Genomic DNA, 22,109 nt, shown 5'->3' on the forward strand with positions numbered 1-22,109 from the left:
TTGGTTGAATAATCGTTATGGACCATAATGTGAATAACTGCCAACTTCCCCTCAGTGATGTACAGTCCCGTCAGGATCACCGTCGCTTGGATATTGACAAGGTCGGGGTGAAAAATATTCGTTACCCCATCGTGGTTAAAGATCGCAGCGTGGGTAGCCAATCCACCACCGCACGTATCAATATGTATGTTAATCTGCCCCACCAATTTAAAGGGACCCACATGTCCCGTTTTTTAGAGGTGTTGGCAGAAAATCAGCGGGCCATTTCGATTGAAAATCTACCCAAGCTGCTCAAAGAGGTAAAACAGCGCCTGGATGCAGAAGAGGCCCATATTGAGTTGGATTTTCCCTATTTTATCACCAAAAAAGCGCCGGTTTCTGGTGTTGAGGCGCTTATGGACTACCAAGTCCACTTCTCTGGCGTGATGCGGGGGAATGCCTATCAACTCACCCTAACGGTGGAGGTGCCCGTTACCTCACTGTGCCCCTGCTCCAAGGAGATTAGTGCCTATGGGGCGCATAATCAACGCTCCCACGTTAAGGTTTCTGTGCAGTTTAGCCAGTTTGTCTGGATTGAAGAGGTGGTGGATCTGGTGGAGCGAAATGCCTCCTGCGAGCTGTTTACCATTCTCAAACGCCCGGATGAAAAATTTGTTACCGAAAAAGCCTATGATAACCCCAAGTTTGTGGAAGACATGGTGCGTGATCTGGCGGATGAACTGACCCACGATCCACGCATTAGCTGGTTTGCGGTGGAGTCAGAAAACTTTGAATCCATTCATAACCATTCGGCCTATGCCTTTATCGAAGGCGGCCAACGGAGCTAACAGCCATGCGTTTCAGCCAGACCCTTATTCCGACCCTTAAGGAGGAGCCCAGCGAGGCTCAAGTTATCTCCCATAAACTTATGCTGCGCGCCGGACTGATCCGTCAGTTGGGGGCGGGTATCTATACTTGGCTGCCCATGGGGCTTAAAGTCTTGCGTAAAGTCGAGACCATCGTCCGTCAAGAGATGGACCGGGCGGGTGCGCAGGAGGTGTTGATGCCCTCCATCCAACCCGCCGAGTTGTGGGAGGAGTCGGGACGGTGGAAAATGTATGGCAAAGAGCTGCTGCGCATTACCGATCGGCATAATCGCTCGTTTTGCTACGGCCCTACCCACGAAGAGGTGATCTCTGATCTGGTGCGTCGCGAGATCCACTCCTACAAACAGTTGCCCGCCAATTTTTATCAGATCCAGACCAAGTTTCGCGACGAGGTGCGCCCGCGCTTTGGCATCATGCGGGGACGCGAATTTTTGATGAAGGATGCCTACTCCTTTGACATAGACGAGGCTGCTTTGGACAAGAGCTATCGGCTTATGTTCGAGGCCTACAATAAAATCTTTAACCGACTGGATCTTAAATTTCGCCCGGTGGAGGCCGACACCGGGGCCATTGGTGGGGCCTCATCCCACGAGTTCCACGTGCTGGCCCAATCGGGGGAGGATGTCATTGCCTCGTGTACCCATTGTCAGTATGCGGCAAATTTAGAGAAGGCGTTTGGTATTGCGGTGGATCTGGATGGTGGTGTGCCCGAAGCCATGGTGCGGGTGGCGACCCCTGGCCAAAAGAGCATTGAAGAGGTTGCGGCCTTTTTGAAAATGGATAAAGCGCGCACCGTTAAGTGCCTTACTTGGCACGATCCAGAGGCCGATCAATGGTATTTGCTGCTGTTGCGGGGGGATCATACCCTTAACGAAGTTAAGGCGTGTAATGCCACGGCACCGTTGGCGCAAATTCCCGCGCCAGAGAAAGCCGTAGAAGCGTTGGGTGTGGCGGTGGGGTACCTGGGCGCAGTGGGGGCCGAGAAATTCAATAAACCGGTTAAAATTTTGGCCGACAGTGCTCTGCGCGATGTTACCAATATGGTGTGTGGTGCCAATGAAGAGGGGTACCATCTGACCGGGGTCAACTGGCAACGGGATCTGCCCAAGCCTGAGTTTGTGGATCTGCGCAATGTGGAAGAGGGGGATGGCTGTCCCCGCTGTGGCCCGGGTAGTATGGAGTTGAGTCGGGGTATTGAAGTGGGCCATGTGTTTAAATTGGGCTACAAATATTCCGAGGCCATGGGGGTCAAGGTGTTGGACGAGGATGGCAAAGAGAAGCCCCTTATCATGGGCTGTTATGGCATTGGTGTCTCCCGCATTGTGGCAGCGGCCATTGAGCAGAATCATGATGAAAATGGGATTATCTGGCCCCTTGCCATTGCCCCGTTTGAGGTTGAAGTGGTGGTGATGAACCCCAATGAGAGCGACGCCATGGAGAAGGCCGAAGAGATCACCGCGCAGTTGCAGGCCGGTCAGTTAGAGGTTCTACTGGATGATCGCGATGAGCGGGCCGGTTCCAAGTTTAAAGATGCCGATCTGCTGGGAGCACCGTATCGGGTGCTGGTGGGCGGGCGAGCCTTTAAAGAGGGGGTTTGCGAAGTGAAAAACCGCCGCAGTGGAGTGGTGGAGAAGATCCCTGTGGAGTCGGTGGTGGAGACCCTATTGCAGTGGTTAGCCCAAGAAAAAAAGGCTTAGTGGAAGCTTGAAAGCGCCGAAGTTGATGGATCGCAAGCCCGGTTATCCCCTGAGGGATGACCGGGCTTGCAAACGTGTTGCAGTAAACCTTACATGTGGGGGTTCTATGGGGCCTTGCATGATCCAGTAAGCCAAACCCGGGAGAGTGATGATGGCGGAGCGATTTTTAGAGGCCCTGCGAGAGGCCGTGCAGGAGATAGCAGAAACCATGCTCTTTACCGAGGTAGCGTGTGGCTCATGGCGGCAGGGTGGTTCACCGCTGGCGGTGGCGTACAGTGCGGTTTTGGGTTACAGTGGTAATTTGCGGGGGAGTTTTGCGCTCTCAGCAGGAGAGGCCGGGGCGATGGTGCTGGCCAGTGCATTGCTGGGGGAAGAGCGCAGCCAGATGGATGATGAGATGGAAGATGCCTTCTGTGAAATGGCCAATATGATGGCAGGAGGCATGCAAAGCCGTATGGAATCGCTCTTGGGGCCAGTTAAGTTGAGTACCCCTATGGTGATCCAAGGAGCGGGGCACAAGGTGCGCAGTGAAAAGCATTATGCGTGTATCAGTCAAGATTTTTCCATTGCTGCACAGCCGTTTTGTGTCCATATCTTTTACGATATTGAATCATTAAAGTCTCTGTAGCCATAGGTGAACGCAGATGCATGAGCGATTGATTGAGGCCGTTAAAGAAGCGGTTCACGAGATTGTCGAAACCATGCTCTTTATGGAGGTGGAATCTGGTCCGGGCGGTGTTGGGCGCGCCAAGCAGGCCGAGAATATCTGTGCGGTGGTGGGGTACAATCAGGGGTTGGAGGGCAGTGTGCGGCTGTCGGCCCCGACCGCAGGGGCGCTCAAGGTAGCTGGGGCGCTGCTGGGGGAAGAGCGGGATAGCATGGATGCCGAAATGCAGGATGGTTTTGGCGAGATGGCCAATATGGTGGCAGGGGGCATACAATCCCGTTTAGAGGCCGACTTGGGTGCCATTGGCATGACCCCGCCCATGGTGGTACGGGGAAATAACTATGAGGTGGATGGGGCGACCGGCTTTGAGGTGGTGCATCAGCTCTTTACCCTAGAGGGGGAGCTGTTTTTCTGCGAGATCTATTTTGATGTGGGAATGGCCGATGCCGTAGAGTCGAGCAAAATGCCGGAAGAACCGGCCCATGTCACGCAGATTAAACAGACCCTAACCAGCGGCTTGGAGCCGATACTGGCGGAACTGGCCCGGCCTATGGTGCAAAAAGAGCTGCCACGTATTGCCGAGCGGGTGATTCAAGAGGCGATTGATCAGGTACAACGCGCAGCTGTATAAGGTGGGGCGCGTTTAAGGTCTGCTTAAAGTCTGCTTGGGGTCGCTCTGAACAAACCGAAGGGGGCTATTCATAAGCCCCCTTCGGTTTTTTTTAGGAGGGGGTATCCACTACTAATAGGCCACTACTCAATGGGCAGCACGGTCTCTTTGAGCCAGCGGGCATCATCCCGCTCGGGGTAGTCGGTGGTGTAGTGGAGGCCACGGCTCTCCTTGCGGTGCTGGGAGCTACGAATAATCAAATGGGCCACCAAGGCCAGATTGCGCAGTTCAATCAGGTTTTGGCTGACCTTGCAGTTCCAGTAATACTCATTGATCTCCTGCATCACCATTTCAATGCGTCGGCGGGCGCGGGCTAGGCGCTGGTTGCTGCGCACAATGCCTACATAATCCCACATAAAACGCCGGATCTCCTGCCAATCGTGGGCGATTAAGATCTCTTCTTCGCAACTGCCTGCTTCATAACTATCCCACAAGGGAAGGCGGGAGAGCACGGGGCGATCTTCCCCAAACATTTTGCTGACAATGTCGTTATAGGCAGATTCCGAAAAGACCAAGCACTCCAGCAAACTGTTGCTGGCTAAGCGGTTGGCTCCGTGCAGGCCGGTGCTGGCTACCTCACCAATGGCATACAGAGACTCAATATCCGTTGCACCTTGCAAACCGGTAACAACCCCGCCGCAGGTATAGTGGGCAGCCGGTACCACGGGGATGGGCTCTTGGGTCATGTCGATGCCAAATTCAAGGCATTTTTCATAGATGGTGGGGAAGTGTGCCTTAATAAAATCAGCACCCTTATGGCTGATATCCAGATGCACGCAGGGCTCGCCGGTGCGTTTCATTTCGTAGTCAATGGCGCGGGCCACAATATCCCGTGGGGCCAACTCCAGCAGAGGGTGGTGGCGCTCCATAAAGCGGGTTCCATCGGCCAACAAAAGATGCCCCCCTTCGCCACGTACCGCTTCGGAAACCAAGAAAGATTTGGCTTGTGGGTGGTAAAGGCAGGTGGGGTGGAACTGAATAAACTCCATGTTAGAGACCCGGCAGCCAGCACGATAGGCCATGGCAATGCCATCCCCAGTGGCTGTGTCGGGGTTGGAGGTGTAAAGATAGACCTTGCCCGCCCCGCCACTGGCTAAAATGGTAAAGCGGGCTTGGTAGGTGCGGATCACATCGGCTTCGGTATCCAGCGCATAACAGCCATAACAGCGATCTTTTTTGCCCGGTAGAAAATGGCCCAGTTTGTGGGCGGTAATGAGATCAATGGCGATCTGGTTGGGCAAAACTTCAATGTTGGGGTGGGCTTGTGCCTGTTTAATCAGGCTAAGCATCACCGCACGACCGGTGGCATCTGCCGCATGGATCACGCGGCGCCGGCTATGGCCACCCTCGCGGGTTAGGTGGTAGCTGTTGTTATCGGTTTTGTCAAAGGGGGTGCCCAGATCAATAAGATGCTGGATCATACGGGCGCCATTTTCCACCACCAAGCGCACCGATTGGGGGTTGCACAGGCCCGCACCGGCGGTCATGGTATCTTCGTAGTGTAGGATGGTGCTGTCGTCCTCATCCAGCACCGCAGCGATGCCGCCTTGGGCCATCATGCTGTTACAGTCGCCAATGGGGGCTTTGGTAAGCACCAGCACCTTGCCATGTTCGGCCAACCTGAGAGCCAGATCCAGACCAGTGGAACCACCGCCTAGAATCAGAAAATCGCTGACAAAACGGCGATGTTGAGCGCTAACCATAGTGCAATCTTCCTTGTAAATTCAAACGGTCATACCACCCAGCTTGAGCAGGGGGCTGCTGCCCATCTTGCCACAGCCTTCTCACTCTACTCCAATCTTAATCAGGATCAAAGAAAACCGAAGCCGTTAAGATAATTATGAGACGGCAACCCAGCCCCGGCAGAGAACCCCCTTTGACAGAAGGGGGATTCTGGGAAAAAAATCGGTGTCATGCGCGAATAAATTAATTTATCCCTGTGACGCTTGTGGGTGGTGCAAAAGCTGGCAAGGCGTGGTAGTATCCACCCTTCCAATCTTTCCATTCCCACGGTGGGGCCAGTGTTGTCTAACCAACAGGTGTCAGTGTGAACGAAGCCGATGAGATCTTGGTAGAAAAAACCAAGCAGGGCGATAAAAAAGCCTATGAGGTGCTGGTGCGCAAATACCAGGGCCGCGTTGCGTCGGTGATCTCTCGTACGGTTTCTGACCCGGTGCGGGTGCAGGACCTTACCCAAGAAGCCTTTCTTAAAGCCTATCGAGCGTTACATCACTTTCGTGGAGATGCCGCCTTTTATACGTGGTTGTACCGCATTGCCGTCAACACGGCGAAAAATTTTGTCATGTCCCAGGATCGCGGTATTCCCATGAGCGATATGGATCTAGAGGATGCTGATCGCCTTTCGCCTCAATTGCGTGACTATGATACCCCAGAAAATCAGGTGCTGCGTGGCGAGTTAATGGATGCCCTAAAGGTTGCCATTGAAGAGCTGGCCCCCACCATGAAACAGGCCATCGCCCTGCGGGATCTGGAGGGTAAATCTTATGAAGAGATTGCCGAGATCATGGGTTGCCCCATTGGCACGGTGCGTTCGCGTATTTTCCGTGGGCGGCAAGAGATTGTTAATAAATTGAAAGATCATCTTCCCAACGGCAACTTGGCCGGTCATCACGGGCTGTAATCCTGTCTCAAATCACGCCTTGTGCTTATAAACGAACTTTCCTCTTTTGACATGACTCCAAAGCCATGCAGTCCACTTCTATTGATTGAGGTATTCAAATCATGATGCAAGAGCAAGGTAAGGTTGTGGAGTTGGAGGGGGCGTTTGCCATTATTGCGACCCAGCGTAAAAGCGCTTGTGGCAACTGTGGGGGTGAAACCAGTTGCAACACGCTCAGTGGTGGTTTGGGCAAAAAACCTGTCCTCTTTCGTGCTTACAATGAGGCGCAAGCCAAAATCGGCGATAATGTGGTCTTGGAGATACGGGAAGGGGCCTTTTTGTCGGCCTCATTTTTGGCCTATGGCATGCCCATGATCGCTTTGATCGTGACAGGCTTGGTGGTGCGCAGCATTGCCCTTGGTTTGGGTTTGGAGCTGGAGAGTGCAGAGGGGTTAGGTGCCTTGAGTGGCTTATTGGCCCTTGGGGGGACTTTTCTGTTTCTTCGCCGTTTTTACGCAGGTCAAGATATTAAGCCCGAAAATATGCCGGTGGTCCGCTCCATATTGCATCCTACCCATATTCCTATATTTCCCACCCATTAATAAAACGAAGGGTTTGTAGAGACCTGAGCGTTTAAGGCGTAACATATACCCCCTTGAGGGGGCCGTTTGCCTGTCGTACCCTTGTGCCTGCCCCATGGTGGGTCATACGGTGCGCTTTGAGTTCGTCAGCAGGTCACCACCCAACGCAGGGGAAGTGACCAAAAGATAAGATACTATGGTGTGCTGTAAGGCAGGCCGTGGTTGGATTTCTCTTAGTATTTGAGGGTAGATTCATGATACACGCATGCAAATTTGGCGCGCGCGCCTTGGTCGGGGGGCTCTCCATGCTGGCGTTGGTGGCGGTCTCGCTGCCCCAAGCTTACGCGGAGGGCGGTTTTCCCAATCTTGTGCCGCTGGTCAAAAGGCTTAAACCCGCAGTGGTCAATATCAGCACCACTCAAACCGTCGAAAATTCAAATAAAATACCAAAAAAACATGGCCAGAACGAGTTTGAGGGGACCCCCTTTGAGGACCTCTTTCGACACTTTTTTGACCGTCTGCCCGATCAAGACCGCTCGTTTAAAACCAACTCCCTGGGCTCGGGGTTTATTGTCGATGCCGCGGGCTATATTCTTACCAACCATCATGTGATTGATAAGGCGACTGAGATTACCGTCAAGCTCTATGATGAGACGGAATATCGGGCCGAGGTGGTTGGTAAAGATAAAAAAACCGATCTAGCCCTGATTCGTATCCATACCGACAAGCCGCTGGCTGTGGCCAAGCTTGGGGATTCGTCCAAGGCAGAGGTGGGTTCTTGGGTGATGGCCATCGGCAACCCGTTTGGGCTAGAAGAGACGGTGACAGTCGGGATTATCTCCGCCAAAGGGCGGGTGATTGGGGCAGGTCCTTATGATAATTTTATTCAGACCGATGCGGCCATCAATCCTGGCAATTCGGGCGGGCCACTGTTTAATTTGGACGGGGATGTGGTGGGCATTAACACCGCCATTTATTCCCGTGGTGGTGGCAGTGTAGGGGTTGGTTTTGCCATACCGGTTAATCTGGCCAGTCATGTGATGGAGCAGTTGAAAAATAAGGGCTTTGTCGAGCGTGGTTGGCTTGGGGTACGCATACAGACCATCACCAAAGAGCTGGCCGAAGCGATGCATCTTAAAGATCGCGTGGGTGCGTTGGTGGCCGAGGTTATCGAAGATAGTCCAGCGGCCAAAGCGGGCATCCATCCCGAGGATGTGATTATCTCCTTTAATGAAAAGGAGGTCACCAAGATGAACAGCCTACCCGCCATTGTGGCGAATACGCCGGTGGGGACACGGGTACCGGTTAAGGTGATACGCGAAGGTAAAGAGCGCACCCTATGGGTCGGCATTGCTAAACTGGATGATGATAAAGTGGCGGCTGATGAAGATGGCCGTGCAGCCTCTGGCGAGAAAAAGGCGGATAGCAGCGCCGTGAAAGAGCGTTTAGGGTTGCGGGTTAGCCAAGTGACCACCGAGTTGATGGAGCGCATGAAGCTACCCGACGATGCCAAAGGGGTGGTCATTACCGCTTTGGAGGCGGATGGCAGTGCCGTGCAAGCGGGTCTGCGCACGGGGGATGTGATTACACAGTTTGACCGTAAGCCTATCAAAGATGTGGATGATTTGGTAAAGGTGCTCAAGGGCGTTAAGGCCGATAGCATGGCGTTGGTCTATGTGCTTCGTGCTGGAGAGCCGTTGTTCGTGCCTATTCGGGTTAAGTAAACTTTACCAAGTGCCATAAAAAAGCCCCGACTGGAAATTGTCGGGGCTTTTTTGCGTTGCCACTAAAGTAGAGTTGTTCCGCTCTGGATCGCCAGCAGAGCAATCCCACTGGCGTTGCCGGGTTTTAATCCTGTGCCAAGCCGTCTCACACAAAGATATCAATAATCCCACCAGGACGTGCGGCAGAGCTGTTTACGTCGGGCAAAACCACCTTGCTGGCATTTTCGGACATAAAGCCATCGTCACCCGTGCGGGTAAGGCTGTTTACACGGCGGGTTTGACTGTTTAGGCCGGTGTCATCAGCGTTCAAGGTTTGCTGCCTGGAACTGGTAATATTGTTAATGTTGCTCTGATTTTGGTCCAGGCGCCTTGCATTTTGCGCCAGACTTAGGGTTCCCCCTGCGGAGACACCGGAAACGGCCATGATGTTTCCCCTTTATCCTTTTTTTGTTGTGGCGAACGGGGCTGCCGAGATTTGTAGGAACGGCCCCCTCACTCTTCGTTATTTTTAGAATAATTCAATTTTCAATTGCTTGCAACGATTGGAAAAATAGGACACGGCAGGTATACCGTATTGTCCTATAAATAGTGATCGCATTTGTTGCTTTTATGGAAGTTTTTCCTTGCGCATGGGAGGGTGAGCCGCTATTATGCCGCGTTTCCTGTTAATGGATTTTTTTCCATACAACCCAAGCCAAACCTTGAGAGGGGGTGATGTACTGTGCGGGTTGATGTCTATGATAACAATGTGGACCAGGCGATTCGCGTTCTGAAGAAAAAGATGAACCGCGAGGGGATGTTCCGCGAGATGAAGAAACGTAAGTTCTTCGAAAAGCCCTCCGAGCGCCGCCGTCGTAAGAAGGCTGAGGCAATTCGTCGTCTGCGTAAAAAGCTGCGCCGCGCTTCTCTAGCTGGTCTAGGATAAGCAGGCCGTGTTCCGTGGGGTGTTGTAAAACATCCATCAGAACATAGGAAAAAGAGATGGGGAGCCCGATGGGCTCCCCATTTTTTTTGTGTGCCCGGCAGGGCACACAAAAAAGCCGCGCCATTCTTAGTCGAATAGCGCGGCTTGTGGAACAGGCCATTGCCTGCATAGATTGGGCAAAAGCGGTTATTTACACCTCGTCAGGAACGGCTTCCCCTTGGTGGCTCTCTTCAGCCGCTGGTTTGGCCGCTGTCGCACGCTTACGTGGGGTTGCGGTACGCTTACGGGGAGCTCGAACCGCCTTTGGTTTAGCCTCGGTGGTGGCTGCGGGCGTCTCTGCGGGCGTTTCAACAACCGGCGCCTCAGGCGTAGTGGTCGGTGCGGCTGTCTCCGCTGCGGTGTCAGCTTTTGGTGTCGCACGCTTACGGGGTGTGCTGCTCCGGCGTCGCTGCTTGGGTGGTTCCGCGCCCTCGCTTGGTGTTGGGTGATCTCCCGCAGCAACGTCAGTTGTTACACCCGCGTCGGGATCAGCCGCGATGGAGGCTTTATCCTGTACATTTTCAGCTGCCGCCGGGGTCACGCTTGCCGTGGCATGGTTCTCCACCTCTTGGGCAGAGACGACACTTTCAGCGGTTTCTGCACTGGGCTTTTTGACCGCAGGTTTACGGCGTCTGCGTACTGGTTTTTTCACCGCCACTTGCTCTTGTAGAGGGGGCTCCACTTCCAGTCCAGGCAAGGTGCTCTGTGTGCGCTCCACAATGGCGGGCTGGGGATCTTCGGGCAGCAGCACACTTGGCTGGGGCGTCTCTATCTCCACCTCATGCTTGATTGGCATGGTCGGTGGGTCGATCAGCAGTACCGGCTGCGGCGTATCAGGCTCTTCCATCAGCAGCGGGGTGACCGATGTAGGCAGGCTATGAAGCACATCGCTGAGGGTGACAGGGTGTTCATCACGCTGTTGCGGTTGATCCTCAGGGCTGGGCGATGGCTCATCCCCATGGATCGCTTGTTCCTCATCGCCGCTGTCTAGGCGTGGAGCGCTCTCCTCCTGGCTGGTGCTACGACGACGGCGGCGGCGACGACGGCGGCGCTTGCTGGGTGAGTCAGGCGTGGTTTCAGCGCTCTCTGATGGGTTGGCTTGCTCATCGCCATCGCCCTCATCATCCGCTTCATCATCCATCGCAGGTGCCTCGGTGGATGGCATCTCCTCCTCATTCAGAGAGGTGGTTTCTTCCCCCATTGCGCCTTCTTCCCGCTCACGGCCGCCGCGACGACGTTTACGCCGGCGTTTGCGCTTTTTGGGGTCGGTGCGGTTCTCTTCTCCCCCTTCAGCGGCGTCATCCATAAGCTCTTGGGGCTCATCCTCTTCGCTCACGAGAGTGGGCTCTTCAGGCTCAGGACGCTCTTTTACGACCGGCTCATCTTGCACAGGGCGGGCAATACGCTCTTTGCGGAAATGAGGTGTTTGCAGCTCTGGATCAATCTCAATCAGCAATTCTAGATTGTTCTCTTGCTCCAACTGCACCATTTGAAAACGCTTGCGATTGTGCAAATAGTTGGCAACATCCGCAGGGGCAAAGTAGATCAATTTGGAGAAACGGCCCGAGCTAATATCCTCCTCAATGCAACGGAATAGGCGGATGGCGGTGGACTCCACCGAACGGATGGTGCCCAGCCCGGTACAGCGGGGGCAGACCTCACGGTTACTCTCGTTAAAGGCTGGTTTCATGCGTTGGCGTGAGAGTTCCAGCAGACCAAATTGAGAGATTTTTCCCAACTGAATCTTGGCCCGGTCCCCTTTAAGCGCCTCTTTGAGGCGTTTTTCAACCTCAAGATTGTGCTTTTTCTCCTCCATATCGATAAAGTCGATCACGATCAAACCGCCCAAATCCCGCAGACGCAGCTGGCGGGCGATCTCATCCACCGCTTGCATGTTGGTCTTAAAGGCGGTGTTCTCCACATTTTTTTCTTTGGTGGAGCGACCGGAGTTAATATCAATGGAGACAAGCGCTTCGGTGGGTTCAATCACCAGATAACCCCCCGCTTTGAGCGAGATGGTACGCTCATGCATGGATTCGATCTGGTGTTCAACCTGATAGCGGGAGAAGAGCGGGATGCGATCTTTATAGGGTTGCACCGCCTTGACATAGCGGGGCATGAGCAGACGCATAAAATCTTTACCGCGACGGTAGGCTTCGCCCCCATCAATCAAAATCTCTTCCATGTCGGTGGAGTAGAGGTCGCGGATGGTGCGAATAATTAAATCCCCCTCTTCATGGATCAAGGTGGGGGTGTTGTGCTGCTCAACCTTTTCTTGAATGGTTTTCCACAAGCGGGTTAGGTAGCTCATGTCGCGAGCAATTTCACGCTTGGTGCGCTCCATGCCAGCGGTGCGGATGATCAAACTAACCTCTTGGGGAATCTCCATCTCAGTGAGCATGGTTTTAAGCGCCTTACGGGCTTGATTATCCATGATTTTACGGGAGATCCCGCCACCACCCGAGTTTTCCGGCAATAAAACGGTGTAGCGTCCGGCCAAGGAAATATTGGTGGTTAGGGAAGCGCCCTTGGTACCACGGGCCTCTTTAACAACCTGTAATAGAAGAAGTTGGCCCTTTTTTAGAATATCCTGGATGGGAATATGCCGACGGCGGTTACCCCGGTTGGCGCGCTCATTATTGCGGGGGCGTCGGGCTGGGCGCTCGCTTTGGCTGGGTTCGCGGGGCTTGGCTTCTGCTTCGCTACTAGCATCCCCTTGGCTGGCGTCATCATCGGCACCATCCTCGTTGCCGGGTTCATCATCGCTGTCATCCCCCTCTTCGCCATCCATCTCATCGCTGAGATCTTCAGGCTCTTCCTGCTCATCCATATCCTCTATGGGATCGGGCTCAGGGCGGAATTCGGGTGGATAATATTTGGGGTTGATGTCGTTGACAGAGAGAAAACCCTGTCGGCCATCATTAAAATCGACAAAGGCGGCTTGTAAAGAAGGTTCAACCCGGGTTACCCGGCCAAGGTAGATATTACCTTTGATCTGTGCCTTGGTGCAGGTTTCGATATCCAGATCAATCAGACGTTGATCTTGGACAATGGCGACACGCACCTCTTCCGGATGGGTGGCGTCTACCAGCATACGCTTGGTCATGTGTCTCTCTAACTCCGTGGGTTAATCGTCCCGCTTCAGCGTTTGTTTGCAGACCATGGGGCCACCCTTATTATGTGTGGGTGGGTAGGACCGCCGCCAAAAAGAGGGGCCGATGTATGTTTTTTTCAGGCGGGGCAAGCTTGCCAACCGCCAAACTGACTGATTCATAAAAAAACCAACTTCAGGCTTAATAAAGATTGAGCAGCCTGCAAAGTATAAAAAAATAAATTAAAAAAAATGAATTATTCAAAAGAGATACCGAAAAAACAGAGGTACATTTTGCATGGCTGTACGTTCTGACAGGGACTTTTCATCCCGGGTTCGGTAAGCTTTCGGTCCATGATTCTACGTACCTCTATCCAGAAAAGCAACGAACCGTGCCGGAAAATTCGAAACCAACAGCTGTCCGCACTGTGCAAGTGGACGAAGAGTATGCTGGATCGCGACTGGACAAGTTTTTAAAAAGCCAGTTTCCCAGCGTACCATTTTCCCTGATCCAGCGTTTAATGCGCACCGGTCAGGTACGGGTTAACAAGGGGCGCGCCCGGGGGGATCGGCGTTTGGCCTTTGGGGATTGGGTGCGACTGCCACCAGTAACCCCTCCCACCGCCGAGGAGTTGGAACACCCCAATAAGGAGAAAATTCTCCATCAATCAGCCGATGTGGAAGCCAGAACTCTGCATCGGGATGGCTGGATTTTAGTGCTCAACAAACCTGCCGGTATACCGGTACATGGGGGTAGTGGTCACCAGTGGGGGGTGGTCGATGCGGTGCGGGCCAGCTTAGAAAAACTGGGCATTGAGGCCCAGGCTGAACTGTGCCACCGCTTGGATAAAGAGACCTCCGGGCTGTTGCTGTTTGGTCTGCGCCCTCGGGCTGTGCGGTTATTGACCGAAGCGATGCGGGAAAATCAGGTAACAAAAACCTACTTAACCCTGGTACAAGGGGTGCCCGCAGCGCGGCAAGGGGTGATTAACCAGCCTTTGAGTAAGGGCAATGTGCGCGGCGGTGAACGTATGGTGGTGGTGGAGCAGGGGGGGCAACGGGCGGTTACCCACTATCGGGTATTACGCAGCTATGGTGTCGCTTCGCTGCTGGAAGTACAGCTGGAAACAGGGCGTACCCACCAGATACGGGTGCATATGCAGTGGTTGGGGCACCCCGTTGCCGGAGATGGCAAATATGGGGATAAGGCGTTTAACAAATGGATGCGGGAGCGTGGCCTTAAACGACTCTTTTTACATGCCTCTGAGCTAGCGTTTCGGCATCCGGAAAATGAACAGAAACTCGCTTATCAAGCCCCTTTGGATGATGAATTGACGCGGGTCTTGGAAGGCTTAAAGCGGCAAGAGGTGCGATCGTGACAAGCGAGTATGCGTTGGTGATTTTTGATTGTGACGGCACTCTGGTCGATAGCCAGGGGGGAATAGCCAGGGTGTTGAATTTAGCCCTTGAGGAGGCCGGTTTACCCACGGTGAGCCACGCTCAAGCGGGGGCCATTGTAGGGCTCTCGCTGGATCAAGCGGCGCTGGCGCTGTTGCCAGAGGCCAGTGCTGAACAACGGCAACAGGTGGTGGATGCCTACCGGCGTATCTACCGCACCATGGCCGATGATAAGTTACTCCAGCACCCGCTGTTTCCCGGTGTGCGTGAGACCTTGGAGCAACTAAAGAGCGCAGGGGTAACCCTTGCGGTGGCCACCGGTAAATCCATGGCGGGCATGCAGCGCACCATTGCGGAACATCACTTAGAGGGGCTTTTTACGCTGGTTAAAACCGCCGATTGTGCCCCCTCTAAACCCCATCCGGGTATGGTGCAGCAGATCTTGGATGCAACCCTGATACCCGCGGCGTTAACCCTGATGGTGGGGGATACCACCTTTGATATGGATATGGGGCGCGCCGCTGGGGTAGATACCTGTGCATTCCCATCGGGTTGTCATCCACAGGAGCTGCTTGAGCGCTGTCGTCCGACCCATTGGATTGCAGAAATTCCCCAGGTGCTAAGCTTAAAACCGGTGCGAGGATAAGCGTGCAAGGTTTTGATTTGTCTTTAAAGCATCAAAAATATGGGCACGAACTCAACGGCTTTACCGTGGGCTGCCCCGATGGTGTGGGCACAACGCATACCATTGCGGTATCACTAAGGCTTGACTTTTGGCGCGGATAAGCCAGCGGGCTCTTGATAAATGGGACCATTTGGCGTAAATAGATAGGTTCCCATAAAATTGGACACACATAGGCTTGGCTGTCCACAAAGGGTAGGAAGTAGAGGAGTCTCATGAGCGCCCAAACTCTGTTTGAAAAAATCTGGAATGCCCATCTTATTCGTACCGATGAGGATGGAACCAGTCTCATCTATATTGATCGCCATTTGGTGCACGAAGTGACCAGCCCCCAGGCTTTTGAAGGGCTACGCCTAGCTGGTCGCAAGGTGCGGCATCCTGAGGCCACCTTTGCGGTACCCGATCATAATGTGCCCACCAAGGATCTGGCGGGGGGGATTAAAGATCCCGTCTCCAAGTTGCAGGTGGATACTTTGGCAAGCAATTGTCAGGCGTTTGGCATTACCGAGTTTGGGGTGGGGGATCTGCGCCAAGGGGTGGTCCATGTGATGGCACCTGAACAGGGTATCTCACTACCGGGCTTTACCATGGTGTGCGGGGATTCCCACACCGCCACTCACGGCGCTTTTGGTGCTTTGGCGTTCGGCATTGGTACCTCTGAGGTTGAGCATGTGTTGGCAACCCAAACCCTGATGCAAAAAAAGCCCAAAACCATGTTGATCCAGGTAGAGGGTGAACTGCCTGCGGGCAGTACCGCCAAGGATATTATCCTTTACATTATCGGTAACATTGGTACCGCAGGCGGTACCGGTTACGTGCTGGAGTTTGGCGGTAGCGCCATTCAAGCGCTCTCCATGGAGGGGCGCATGACGGTCTGTAATATGGCCATTGAGGCAGGGGCCCGGGCGGGCATGGTAGCGGTTGACGAAAAAACCATCGCTTATGTGCAGGGTCGCCCCTACGCCCCCAAGGGGGAAGCCTGGGAGAAGGCGGTCGCCCAGTGGCAAACGCTGAAATCCGATGAGGGTGCGCCGTTTGATGCGGTGGTCACGCTGGATGCCCGTAACATCGCCCCCCAGGTCACTTGGGGCACTTCGCCCGAGTTGGTAGCCCCTGTGGATGGTTGTGTGCCCAATCCGACTGATGAACCCAATGGGGTCAAACGCGGGGCGATGGAAAAGGCATTGGCCTATATGGGGCTGCAAGCGGGCACCCCCATGACAGAGATTGCGGTGGATAAGGTCTTTATTGGCTCTTGCACCAACAGCCGTATTGAAGATTTACGGGCGGCGGCGGTGGCTGTGGCGGGTAAAAAGGTGGCTGCAAGCATCAAGCTGGCATTGGTGGTACCCGGTACGGGGTTGGTCAAGCAGCAGGCCGAGCAAGAGGGGCTGGACAAGATTTTTATGGAGGCAGGTTTTGAGTGGCGCGAACCCGGCTGTTCCATGTGTTTGGCCATGAACAATGACGTGCTGGAGCCTGGGGAGCGTTGTGCTTCGACCTCCAACCGTAATTTTGAAGGGCGCCAGGGTAAGGACAGTCGTACCCATCTGGTCAGTCCCGCCATGGCGGCGGCGGCGGCCATTGCTGGGCACTTTGTGGATATCCGTAACGGCTAAAGCCTCTGGCATTGCCGAGGTCAAACCATAAGAGAGGACGAGGTTCCCTATGGAAGCCTTTAATACCGTGACCGCCATTGTCGCCCCTTTGGACCGCGCCAATGTGGATACCGACGCCATCATCCCCAAGCAGTTTTTAAAATCCATCAAGCGCTCTGGCTTTGGCCCCAATCTGTTTGATGAGTGGCGCTATCTGGATCAAGGGCAGCCGGGCAAATCCAATGAAGGGCGCCCCCTGAATAAGGATTTTGTGCTCAATCTGCCCCGTTATGCCGGTGCCCGTATTTTACTGGCACGGGATAATTTTGGCTGCGGCTCCAGCCGTGAGCACGCCCCTTGGGCGTTACAAGATTTTGGCTTTCGGGTGATTATCGCCCCCAGTTTTGCCGATATCTTTTTTAACAACTGTTTTAAGAACGGTATCTTACCTATTGTGCAAGAGGCTTCGGTGGTGGATAGCCTGTTTGCCGAGGTAGCCGCACAGCCTGGCTACCAATTAACCGTGGATCTGCCCGCTCAGCGCATCACCACCCCATCGGGGCGCAGCATCGCTTTTGAGGTAGATCCCTTTCGTAAACACTGCCTGATTCACGGTTTGGATGATATTGGCCTGACCTTGCAACATGTGGCAGATATTCAAGCTTATGAATCCAAGCACAAGGGGCAAGCCCCCTGGGCCTTTTTGGATTGATTGTTAGCGGCCCATGGTCGCAACCACCTACTTATGTGTAAGGCGATAGAGAACAATGGCTAAGAAGGTTTTGGTGCTCCCTGGTGATGGGATTGGTCAGGAGATCACCGCAGAGGCAGTGAAGGTTTTAAATTGGGCCATCCAAAACGGTGCGGACATCACCCTGGAAGAGGGGCTCATTGGGGGTACCGCCTATGATGCCACAGGTACTCCTCTGCCCGCAGAGACCATTACCCAAGCCAAGGCGGCACAAGCGGTGCTGTTGGGCGCGGTGGGGGGCACCAAATGGGAACCGCTGGACATTAGCGTGCGCCCTGAAAAGGGTTTGCTTGGTATCCGTAAAGCATTGGATCTTTACTGCAACCTGCGTCCAGCGGCGGTTTATCCCCAGTTGGCGGATGCCTCGACCCTCAAGAAAGAGGTAGTGGCCGGCATTGATATTATGGTGGTGCGGGAGCTCTCTTCGGGCATCTACTTTGGTCAGCCACGGGGGGTGGAAGATCTGGGCGATGGCCGCAAAAAGGGCTTTAACACCCTGGTCTATACCACCGATGAGATTGAGCGCATCGCCCGTAAAGCCTTTGAAGCCGCCCGCAAGCGCAGCAATCGGGTCTGTAGTGTGGATAAAGCCAATGTGTTGGAGTCTACCGAACTGTGGCGCGAAGTGGTGAGCGATCTGCACAAACGTGAATACGCTGACGTGGAGCTTTCCCACATGTATGTGGATAATGCCGCCATGCAGTTGATCCGCAATCCCCGTCAATTTGATGTGATTGTGACCACCAATATGTTTGGCGACATTCTTTCTGACGCGGCCAGCATGCTTACGGGTTCTATTGGCATGCTGCCGTCGGCCAGTCTGGGGGATCAATTTGCCCTGTATGAGCCCATTCATGGTTCGGCACCGGATATTGCCGGCAAAGGCATCGCCAATCCTCTGGCGACCATTCTGTCGGTGGCTATGATGCTGCGTTATTCCCTGGAGCTACCTCAACTGGCCGATGGGGTAGAGGCTGCGGTGGTTACGGTGTTGGATCAAGGCTTACGCACCGCCGATATTATGCAGCCGGGTATGACCCAGGTCGGCACCGCCCAGATGGGCGATGCGGTGCTGGCGGCATTGAATAATGCTTAAAACAGGTCTGCCGTTTGGCTCTATCTAGGGCTTGGTGGTGGGACTTGAGGAACGGAGCCTCCGACAGGTTGTCGATGGGGCGACTATACACATTTTAATCGAAGTAGGATAAGTACCATGCGTACCTATGATGTGGCAGTGGTTGGTGCCAGCGGCAATGTGGGCCGCGAAATGCTCAAGATTTTAGAAGAGCGCAACTTTCCTGTTGGAAAAGTCTATGCGCTGGCTTCTGAACGCTCGGCGGGGAGCACCATTCCCTTTAAGGGCGGTGAGTTGGTGGTAGAAAACTTGGAAAATTTTGATTTTTCCAAGGTAGAGATTGGCCTTTTTTCACCAGGTGCGAGTGTGTCTAAAGTCCATGCCCCCCGCGCAGCGGCGGCGGGTTGTGTGGTGGTGGATAACACCTCGTTTTTCCGCATGGATCCCGATGTGCCCCTGGTGGTACCGGAGGTAAATCCCGAGGCCATTGGCGGGTATAAAAAGAAGGGCATTATTGCCAACCCCAACTGTTCCACCATTCAGATGATGGTGGCCCTCAAGCCCATTCATGATTTGGGGACCATTGAGCGTGTGGTGGTAAGTACCTATCAAGCGGTTTCCGGGGCGGGTAAAGATGCCATGGATGAGCTGTTTGAACAGACTCGCGCCAAATATGTGGAGACGCTTGAGGTTCCGCCGAAAAAATTTCCCAAAGAGATCGCCTTTAACTTGATCCCGCAGATTGATCTCTTCTTGGAGAATGGCTACACCAAAGAAGAGATGAAAATGGTCAATGAGACCAAAAAAATTCTGGATCCCAGCATTGCTGTGACCGCCACCTGTGTGCGGGTTGGGGTGTTTAATGGCCATTCGGAATCGGTCAATGTGCAGACCAAGCATAAGGTGACGGCAGCTCAAGCCCGCGAGGCGCTGCAAAAGATGGATGGGGTGGTGGTGGTGGATGATCCTTCCCAGGGTCACTATATTACCCCGGCGGAGGCTTCTGGTAAGGATGCCACCTATGTCTCGCGCATTCGGGAAGATGAGAGCCACGAAAACTGCCTGAACTTTTGGTGTGTATCGGATAACCTACGTAAAGGCGCGGCGCTCAATGCGGTGCAGATTGCCGAAGTTTTGATCCGGGATTATCTCAAATAATCGACGATTATTTGGTTGAGGATGTTTGAAAAGCGCCCTTTTTAAGATTGAAAAGGGCGCTTTTTTTACGAATATGTTCAAGGGTTGTGCGGTTGGGTCCGAAACGATTCGAAGGAGAAGTCTCTTTTTTCAGGATGAAGAGGGTGTGGGTCATGTTCAAGCGAATGGTAGCAGTGGTGTGGATGGCCGTTGTTGGTTTCATCCCCCAAGCGGATGCGCAGGTGCAGTTTAGCCAAGCGATGCTCTACAGTGGCATGGGGCAGCCCCTTCACCTAGAGATTGCTGTACAAGATAGCCAGGGGGGTGAGCCACCGGTGGTGGGCATCGCCAATCGTGGTGCTTATCAGCAACTGCTGGGCATGGATATGCCGTTGGTGGTGCATCAAGCGGATGTGACGGTACAAAAGCAGGGCTCATTGGCCCTTTATACCATTCTTGGGCGGGTGGCGGTGGAAGAACCGCTTTTTCCGGTACTGCTCAACTATCAAGATCAATATGGGGTGATGCACTATCATGCTTTTAATGTCTCTCTTAAGCTTAACGGCTTAGATCCGGCAACCTTGGTGCCCCAGCGCCAGCCCCAGTTCCGAGCTCCGCTGGTATCCAACCGAGCCGCCTCGGTGGTGAGTCAAGTTGCGCCATCGCCCACTCTGCAAACCATAACCACCCTAGGCAGCCACCCGGGGTTTATTCCCGATGCCCCCCCTGAGCCGGTGGTGGAGATAACACCAACGGTGATGCAAGAGGGGGTTATTAACGGGTTGGCTGACCAGCTACGCCGGGGAACCGCTTTAGACCAAGCGCGGGCCAAGGTTGGTGTATGGTTGGCCAATCGGGATCTGTTTAACCAGCAAAATATGTTTGGGGGGTTACGGGATGGCGCGGTGGTGCGCTGGCCTGATCCTCAAGAAGTGTCGCGTTTGCCCCTGGAGAAGTGTGAAAAGATGATCCAGCAGCAGCGCCGTTTGTGGTTAAGGGAGCCCATGCAAGCCCCGGTGGTCTCCATTTCAGAGTTGGAGTCTCTTCTTAAACGTGACGGTGTGCTCATTACCCATACCCAGACACCATCCGCCGCAAGTGGCTCTGCCAAACCAGCAGTGCCGCCGCATGATGGGGCTCAATTTGCACCCACAGCAGGGGTGAAGGCGTTGGCTAACCCCATGTTTAAGCCAGAAACCAAACCCAAGGCTCAAATGCCCCCCCGTGGGGTAGAACCCCATGGGGGCCAACATCCCGTGGAGGTGGCACCCAAGCTGAAAAAATCTCCTGGGGCCATGGTGGAGTCCCCTAAGCCGGAACAACAGACGCTGCCCACCGCACGGCCTGAAGCGGTTGACCGTGGGGATATCACCCCTAAACCCGTGGTCAACCCTCCAGAGCTGGAGCCTGTAGGGTCCAGCAGCAAGGCTGCTAAGGTAGCGGGGTCGGTGATGGACACACCCACGCAAGGGGGCGCTGCACCCAAAGTGGTGGAGCAACAGGTGGTGCTGACAGGGGAGGCCAACAAGCCGGTCGCCGACGAGGCGTTGCCCCCGGCTTCGACGTTGGTAACCGATCGCGAGACCCTCTTGCAAAAGCGTGTGCAAGCTTTGGAGCGGCAGCTCGCGGTGGCGCGGGATGGGGAAGAGGCAGAATCGTGGTGGGATGAGGCGCTACCGTGGATTCTATCGGGACTCATGGGTCTGATCGCGGGGATTGGTGGCATGCTGTTGGCAATGCGTATGCAAGATCGTAAAGATGAGGAAGAGACGATCTGGGAAGAAGAGCTGGAAGAGGATGAAGAGCTTCCCGCAGACAAAAAGTCGTAAGGGGGTGGCAGTGCCACCCGCGCCGCAAGCCGGGGCTAAGATGGTGGCACTGCTGCTGCTGTTGGGGCCGGTAATGGGGGTGCCCATCTGGCATCCCGCATGGATTGCGGCACTGTTGCTCATGGTGCTCGGGTGGTGGTGGCAGCGTCACGCGCTGGCCCAGTTGGGGCGGTTGTGGTGGCGAATGCGCTGGTTATTGGTGGGGATCGTGCTGCTGCATAGTCTATTTACACCAGGGCATGCTCTGGTGCCTTGGCTGGGTGAGGCCCTTACTGGTGAAGGGGTCGTCCATGGTGTGAGCCAAGCGTTACGTCTGTTGTTGTTTGCCGGTCTTGCCTTGCTGTTTGTTTTAACCACGCCAGCCATGCACATTTTAGCCGGCTTAGCTGCCTTGGTGCCCCACACCGGCCCGTTGCAGCATTATGCGGGGCGGCTTGTCAACCTGCTGGGGTTTACCCTGCTCACCGCACCACGCATGGCAGAGATGGGTGAGGCGTTGCAGCAGGCGCTGCAATTGCGACAGCGGCGTGAAGGGGCCGTTAGCGGTAGGTTGGCCCGTTGGATGTTGCATGGGCAGCTGTTATTGGGGCGTATTTTAGAAGATCTGCCCGCCCAAGAAGAGGCGCTCATGGTGCGCGGTTATACGCAACAATTGCCCCTTTTTGTTCGAACGGCCGCCCCTTGGGGGGGGCAAGAGTGGCGACTGTTGACGCTGCCTGTGTTGGTGTTGTTGTTGGCTGTTTTGGTCTAACGGAGCAT

At 54.3% G+C, this 22,109-nt stretch carries 18 protein-coding genes and 1 pseudogene; 16 read left to right on the plus strand and 3 right to left on the minus strand.

All coding sequences use genetic code 11. The annotated features are described in order from the left end of the window. Positions 1 to 17: 17 nt before the first annotated feature. The 4 genes from folE2 to MMC1_RS09020 all read left to right on the plus strand — a co-directional run bounded on the left by folE2 (position 18) and on the right by MMC1_RS09020 (position 3,861). The gene (folE2, locus tag MMC1_RS09005; protein ID WP_011713421.1) at positions 18 to 827 is read left to right on the plus strand and encodes a GTP cyclohydrolase FolE2; all 810 of its coding nucleotides are present in this window, start codon (positions 18 to 20) and stop codon (positions 825 to 827) included. Positions 828 to 832: 5 nt separating this feature from the next. Beyond that, entirely contained in the window at positions 833 to 2,563 is a 1,731-nt protein-coding gene (locus tag MMC1_RS09010) for a proline--tRNA ligase (RefSeq protein WP_011713422.1), read from the plus strand. Positions 2,564 to 2,711: 148 nt separating this feature from the next. Beyond that, positions 2,712 to 3,191, plus strand: a complete 480-nt coding sequence (locus tag MMC1_RS09015) for a chemotaxis protein CheX (RefSeq protein WP_011713423.1) — start codon at positions 2,712 to 2,714, stop codon at positions 3,189 to 3,191. Between the two features lie 16 nt (positions 3,192 to 3,207). After that, complete coding sequence (locus MMC1_RS09020; protein ID WP_011713424.1) at positions 3,208 to 3,861, plus strand: chemotaxis protein CheX; 654 nt, start codon at positions 3,208 to 3,210, stop codon at positions 3,859 to 3,861. A 122-nt stretch (positions 3,862 to 3,983) separates the two neighbouring features. On the opposite strand, the gene nadB is transcribed toward MMC1_RS09020, so the two are convergent. Continuing rightward, the gene (gene nadB / locus MMC1_RS09025; protein WP_011713425.1) at positions 3,984 to 5,603 is read right to left on the minus strand and encodes an L-aspartate oxidase; all 1,620 of its coding nucleotides are present in this window, start codon (positions 5,601 to 5,603) and stop codon (positions 3,984 to 3,986) included. A 344-nt stretch (positions 5,604 to 5,947) separates the two neighbouring features. On the opposite strand from nadB, the gene rpoE reads away from it, so the two are divergent. The 3 genes from rpoE to MMC1_RS09040 all read left to right on the plus strand — a co-directional run bounded on the left by rpoE (position 5,948) and on the right by MMC1_RS09040 (position 8,825). Continuing rightward, complete coding sequence (gene rpoE / locus MMC1_RS09030) at positions 5,948 to 6,541, plus strand: RNA polymerase sigma factor RpoE (protein ID WP_011713426.1); 594 nt, start codon at positions 5,948 to 5,950, stop codon at positions 6,539 to 6,541. Between the two features lie 101 nt (positions 6,542 to 6,642). Then, positions 6,643 to 7,122 carry a SoxR reducing system RseC family protein gene (locus tag MMC1_RS09035; protein WP_011713427.1) on the plus strand — a complete coding sequence of 160 codons (480 nt, stop codon included), beginning with the start codon at positions 6,643 to 6,645 and terminating at the stop codon, positions 7,120 to 7,122. A gap of 233 nt (positions 7,123 to 7,355) precedes the next feature. Further along, on the plus strand, positions 7,356 to 8,825 hold the full coding sequence (locus MMC1_RS09040) for a DegQ family serine endoprotease (protein ID WP_011713428.1): 1,470 nt from the start codon (positions 7,356 to 7,358) through the stop codon (positions 8,823 to 8,825). A gap of 145 nt (positions 8,826 to 8,970) precedes the next feature. On the opposite strand, the gene MMC1_RS09045 is transcribed toward MMC1_RS09040, so the two are convergent. After that, a complete protein-coding gene (locus MMC1_RS09045; RefSeq protein WP_011713429.1) occupies positions 8,971 to 9,249 on the minus strand; it encodes a hypothetical protein in 279 nt (92 codons plus the stop codon). 297 nt (positions 9,250 to 9,546) lie between these two features. On the opposite strand from MMC1_RS09045, the pseudogene rpsU reads away from it, so the two are divergent. After that, a pseudogene (gene rpsU / locus MMC1_RS09050) lies at positions 9,547 to 9,735 on the plus strand (30S ribosomal protein S21); the annotation flags it as partial. Positions 9,736 to 9,940: 205 nt separating this feature from the next. Here the strand turns inward: rpsU and MMC1_RS09055 are convergent. Further along, positions 9,941 to 12,895, minus strand: a complete 2,955-nt coding sequence (locus tag MMC1_RS09055) for an Rne/Rng family ribonuclease (protein ID WP_011713431.1) — start codon at positions 12,893 to 12,895, stop codon at positions 9,941 to 9,943. A gap of 413 nt (positions 12,896 to 13,308) precedes the next feature. On the opposite strand from MMC1_RS09055, the gene MMC1_RS09060 reads away from it, so the two are divergent. The 8 genes from MMC1_RS09060 to MMC1_RS09095 all read left to right on the plus strand — a co-directional run bounded on the left by MMC1_RS09060 (position 13,309) and on the right by MMC1_RS09095 (position 22,101). Continuing rightward, complete coding sequence (locus MMC1_RS09060; protein ID WP_049757648.1) at positions 13,309 to 14,259, plus strand: RluA family pseudouridine synthase; 951 nt, start codon at positions 13,309 to 13,311, stop codon at positions 14,257 to 14,259. Next, positions 14,256 to 14,924 carry an HAD family hydrolase gene (locus tag MMC1_RS09065; protein ID WP_011713433.1) on the plus strand — a complete coding sequence of 223 codons (669 nt, stop codon included), beginning with the start codon at positions 14,256 to 14,258 and terminating at the stop codon, positions 14,922 to 14,924. The genes MMC1_RS09060 and MMC1_RS09065 overlap by 4 nt, the downstream gene beginning before the upstream one ends. A gap of 251 nt (positions 14,925 to 15,175) precedes the next feature. After that, on the plus strand, positions 15,176 to 16,579 hold the full coding sequence (gene leuC, locus MMC1_RS09070; protein WP_011713434.1) for a 3-isopropylmalate dehydratase large subunit: 1,404 nt from the start codon (positions 15,176 to 15,178) through the stop codon (positions 16,577 to 16,579). Between the two features lie 49 nt (positions 16,580 to 16,628). Further along, positions 16,629 to 17,270 carry a 3-isopropylmalate dehydratase small subunit gene (leuD, locus tag MMC1_RS09075; protein WP_011713435.1) on the plus strand — a complete coding sequence of 214 codons (642 nt, stop codon included), beginning with the start codon at positions 16,629 to 16,631 and terminating at the stop codon, positions 17,268 to 17,270. 55 nt (positions 17,271 to 17,325) lie between these two features. After that, a complete protein-coding gene (gene leuB, locus MMC1_RS09080; protein ID WP_011713436.1) occupies positions 17,326 to 18,405 on the plus strand; it encodes a 3-isopropylmalate dehydrogenase in 1,080 nt (359 codons plus the stop codon). A 117-nt stretch (positions 18,406 to 18,522) separates the two neighbouring features. Further along, on the plus strand, positions 18,523 to 19,542 hold the full coding sequence (locus tag MMC1_RS09085) for an aspartate-semialdehyde dehydrogenase (RefSeq protein ID WP_011713437.1): 1,020 nt from the start codon (positions 18,523 to 18,525) through the stop codon (positions 19,540 to 19,542). 152 nt (positions 19,543 to 19,694) lie between these two features. Further along, a complete protein-coding gene (locus MMC1_RS09090; protein WP_011713438.1) occupies positions 19,695 to 21,350 on the plus strand; it encodes a type IV pilus assembly protein FimV in 1,656 nt (551 codons plus the stop codon). Then, positions 21,319 to 22,101 (plus strand): CbiQ family ECF transporter T component, encoded by a 783-nt coding sequence (locus tag MMC1_RS09095; protein ID WP_160162688.1) that lies wholly within the window; start codon positions 21,319 to 21,321, stop codon positions 22,099 to 22,101. Before MMC1_RS09090 ends, MMC1_RS09095 begins: the two co-directional genes overlap by 32 nt. Positions 22,102 to 22,109: the final 8 nt, after the last annotated feature.

This window comes from Magnetococcus marinus MC-1 (assembly GCF_000014865.1).
In the GTDB taxonomy this organism is placed as follows: domain Bacteria; phylum Pseudomonadota; class Magnetococcia; order Magnetococcales; family Magnetococcaceae; genus Magnetococcus; species Magnetococcus marinus.

Bases quoted from the DNA above. Each gene is read 5' to 3' on its own strand.
- leuB (WP_011713436.1), top strand. From the start codon at position 17,326: ATGGCTAAGAAGGTTTTGGTGCTCCCTGGTGATGGGATTGGTCAGGAG.
- MMC1_RS09035 (WP_011713427.1), top strand. From the start codon at position 6,643: ATGATGCAAGAGCAAGGTAAGGTTGTGGAGTTGGAGGGGGCGTTTGCC.
- MMC1_RS09085 (WP_011713437.1), top strand. From the start codon at position 18,523: ATGCGTACCTATGATGTGGCAGTGGTTGGTGCCAGCGGCAATGTGGGC.
- MMC1_RS09040 (WP_011713428.1), top strand. From the start codon at position 7,356: ATGATACACGCATGCAAATTTGGCGCGCGCGCCTTGGTCGGGGGGCTC.
- nadB (WP_011713425.1), bottom strand. From the start codon at position 5,603: ATGGTTAGCGCTCAACATCGCCGTTTTGTCAGCGATTTTCTGATTCTA.
- MMC1_RS09045 (WP_011713429.1), bottom strand. From the start codon at position 9,249: ATGGCCGTTTCCGGTGTCTCCGCAGGGGGAACCCTAAGTCTGGCGCAA.
- MMC1_RS09095 (WP_160162688.1), top strand. From the start codon at position 21,319: ATGAAGAGCTTCCCGCAGACAAAAAGTCGTAAGGGGGTGGCAGTGCCA.
- MMC1_RS09090 (WP_011713438.1), top strand. From the start codon at position 19,695: ATGTTCAAGCGAATGGTAGCAGTGGTGTGGATGGCCGTTGTTGGTTTC.
- MMC1_RS09055 (WP_011713431.1), bottom strand. From the start codon at position 12,895: ATGACCAAGCGTATGCTGGTAGACGCCACCCATCCGGAAGAGGTGCGT.
- folE2 (WP_011713421.1), top strand. From the start codon at position 18: ATGGACCATAATGTGAATAACTGCCAACTTCCCCTCAGTGATGTACAG.
- leuC (WP_011713434.1), top strand. From the start codon at position 15,176: ATGAGCGCCCAAACTCTGTTTGAAAAAATCTGGAATGCCCATCTTATT.
- leuD (WP_011713435.1), top strand. From the start codon at position 16,629: ATGGAAGCCTTTAATACCGTGACCGCCATTGTCGCCCCTTTGGACCGC.
- MMC1_RS09010 (WP_011713422.1), top strand. From the start codon at position 833: ATGCGTTTCAGCCAGACCCTTATTCCGACCCTTAAGGAGGAGCCCAGC.
- MMC1_RS09020 (WP_011713424.1), top strand. From the start codon at position 3,208: ATGCATGAGCGATTGATTGAGGCCGTTAAAGAAGCGGTTCACGAGATT.
- MMC1_RS09015 (WP_011713423.1), top strand. From the start codon at position 2,712: ATGATGGCGGAGCGATTTTTAGAGGCCCTGCGAGAGGCCGTGCAGGAG.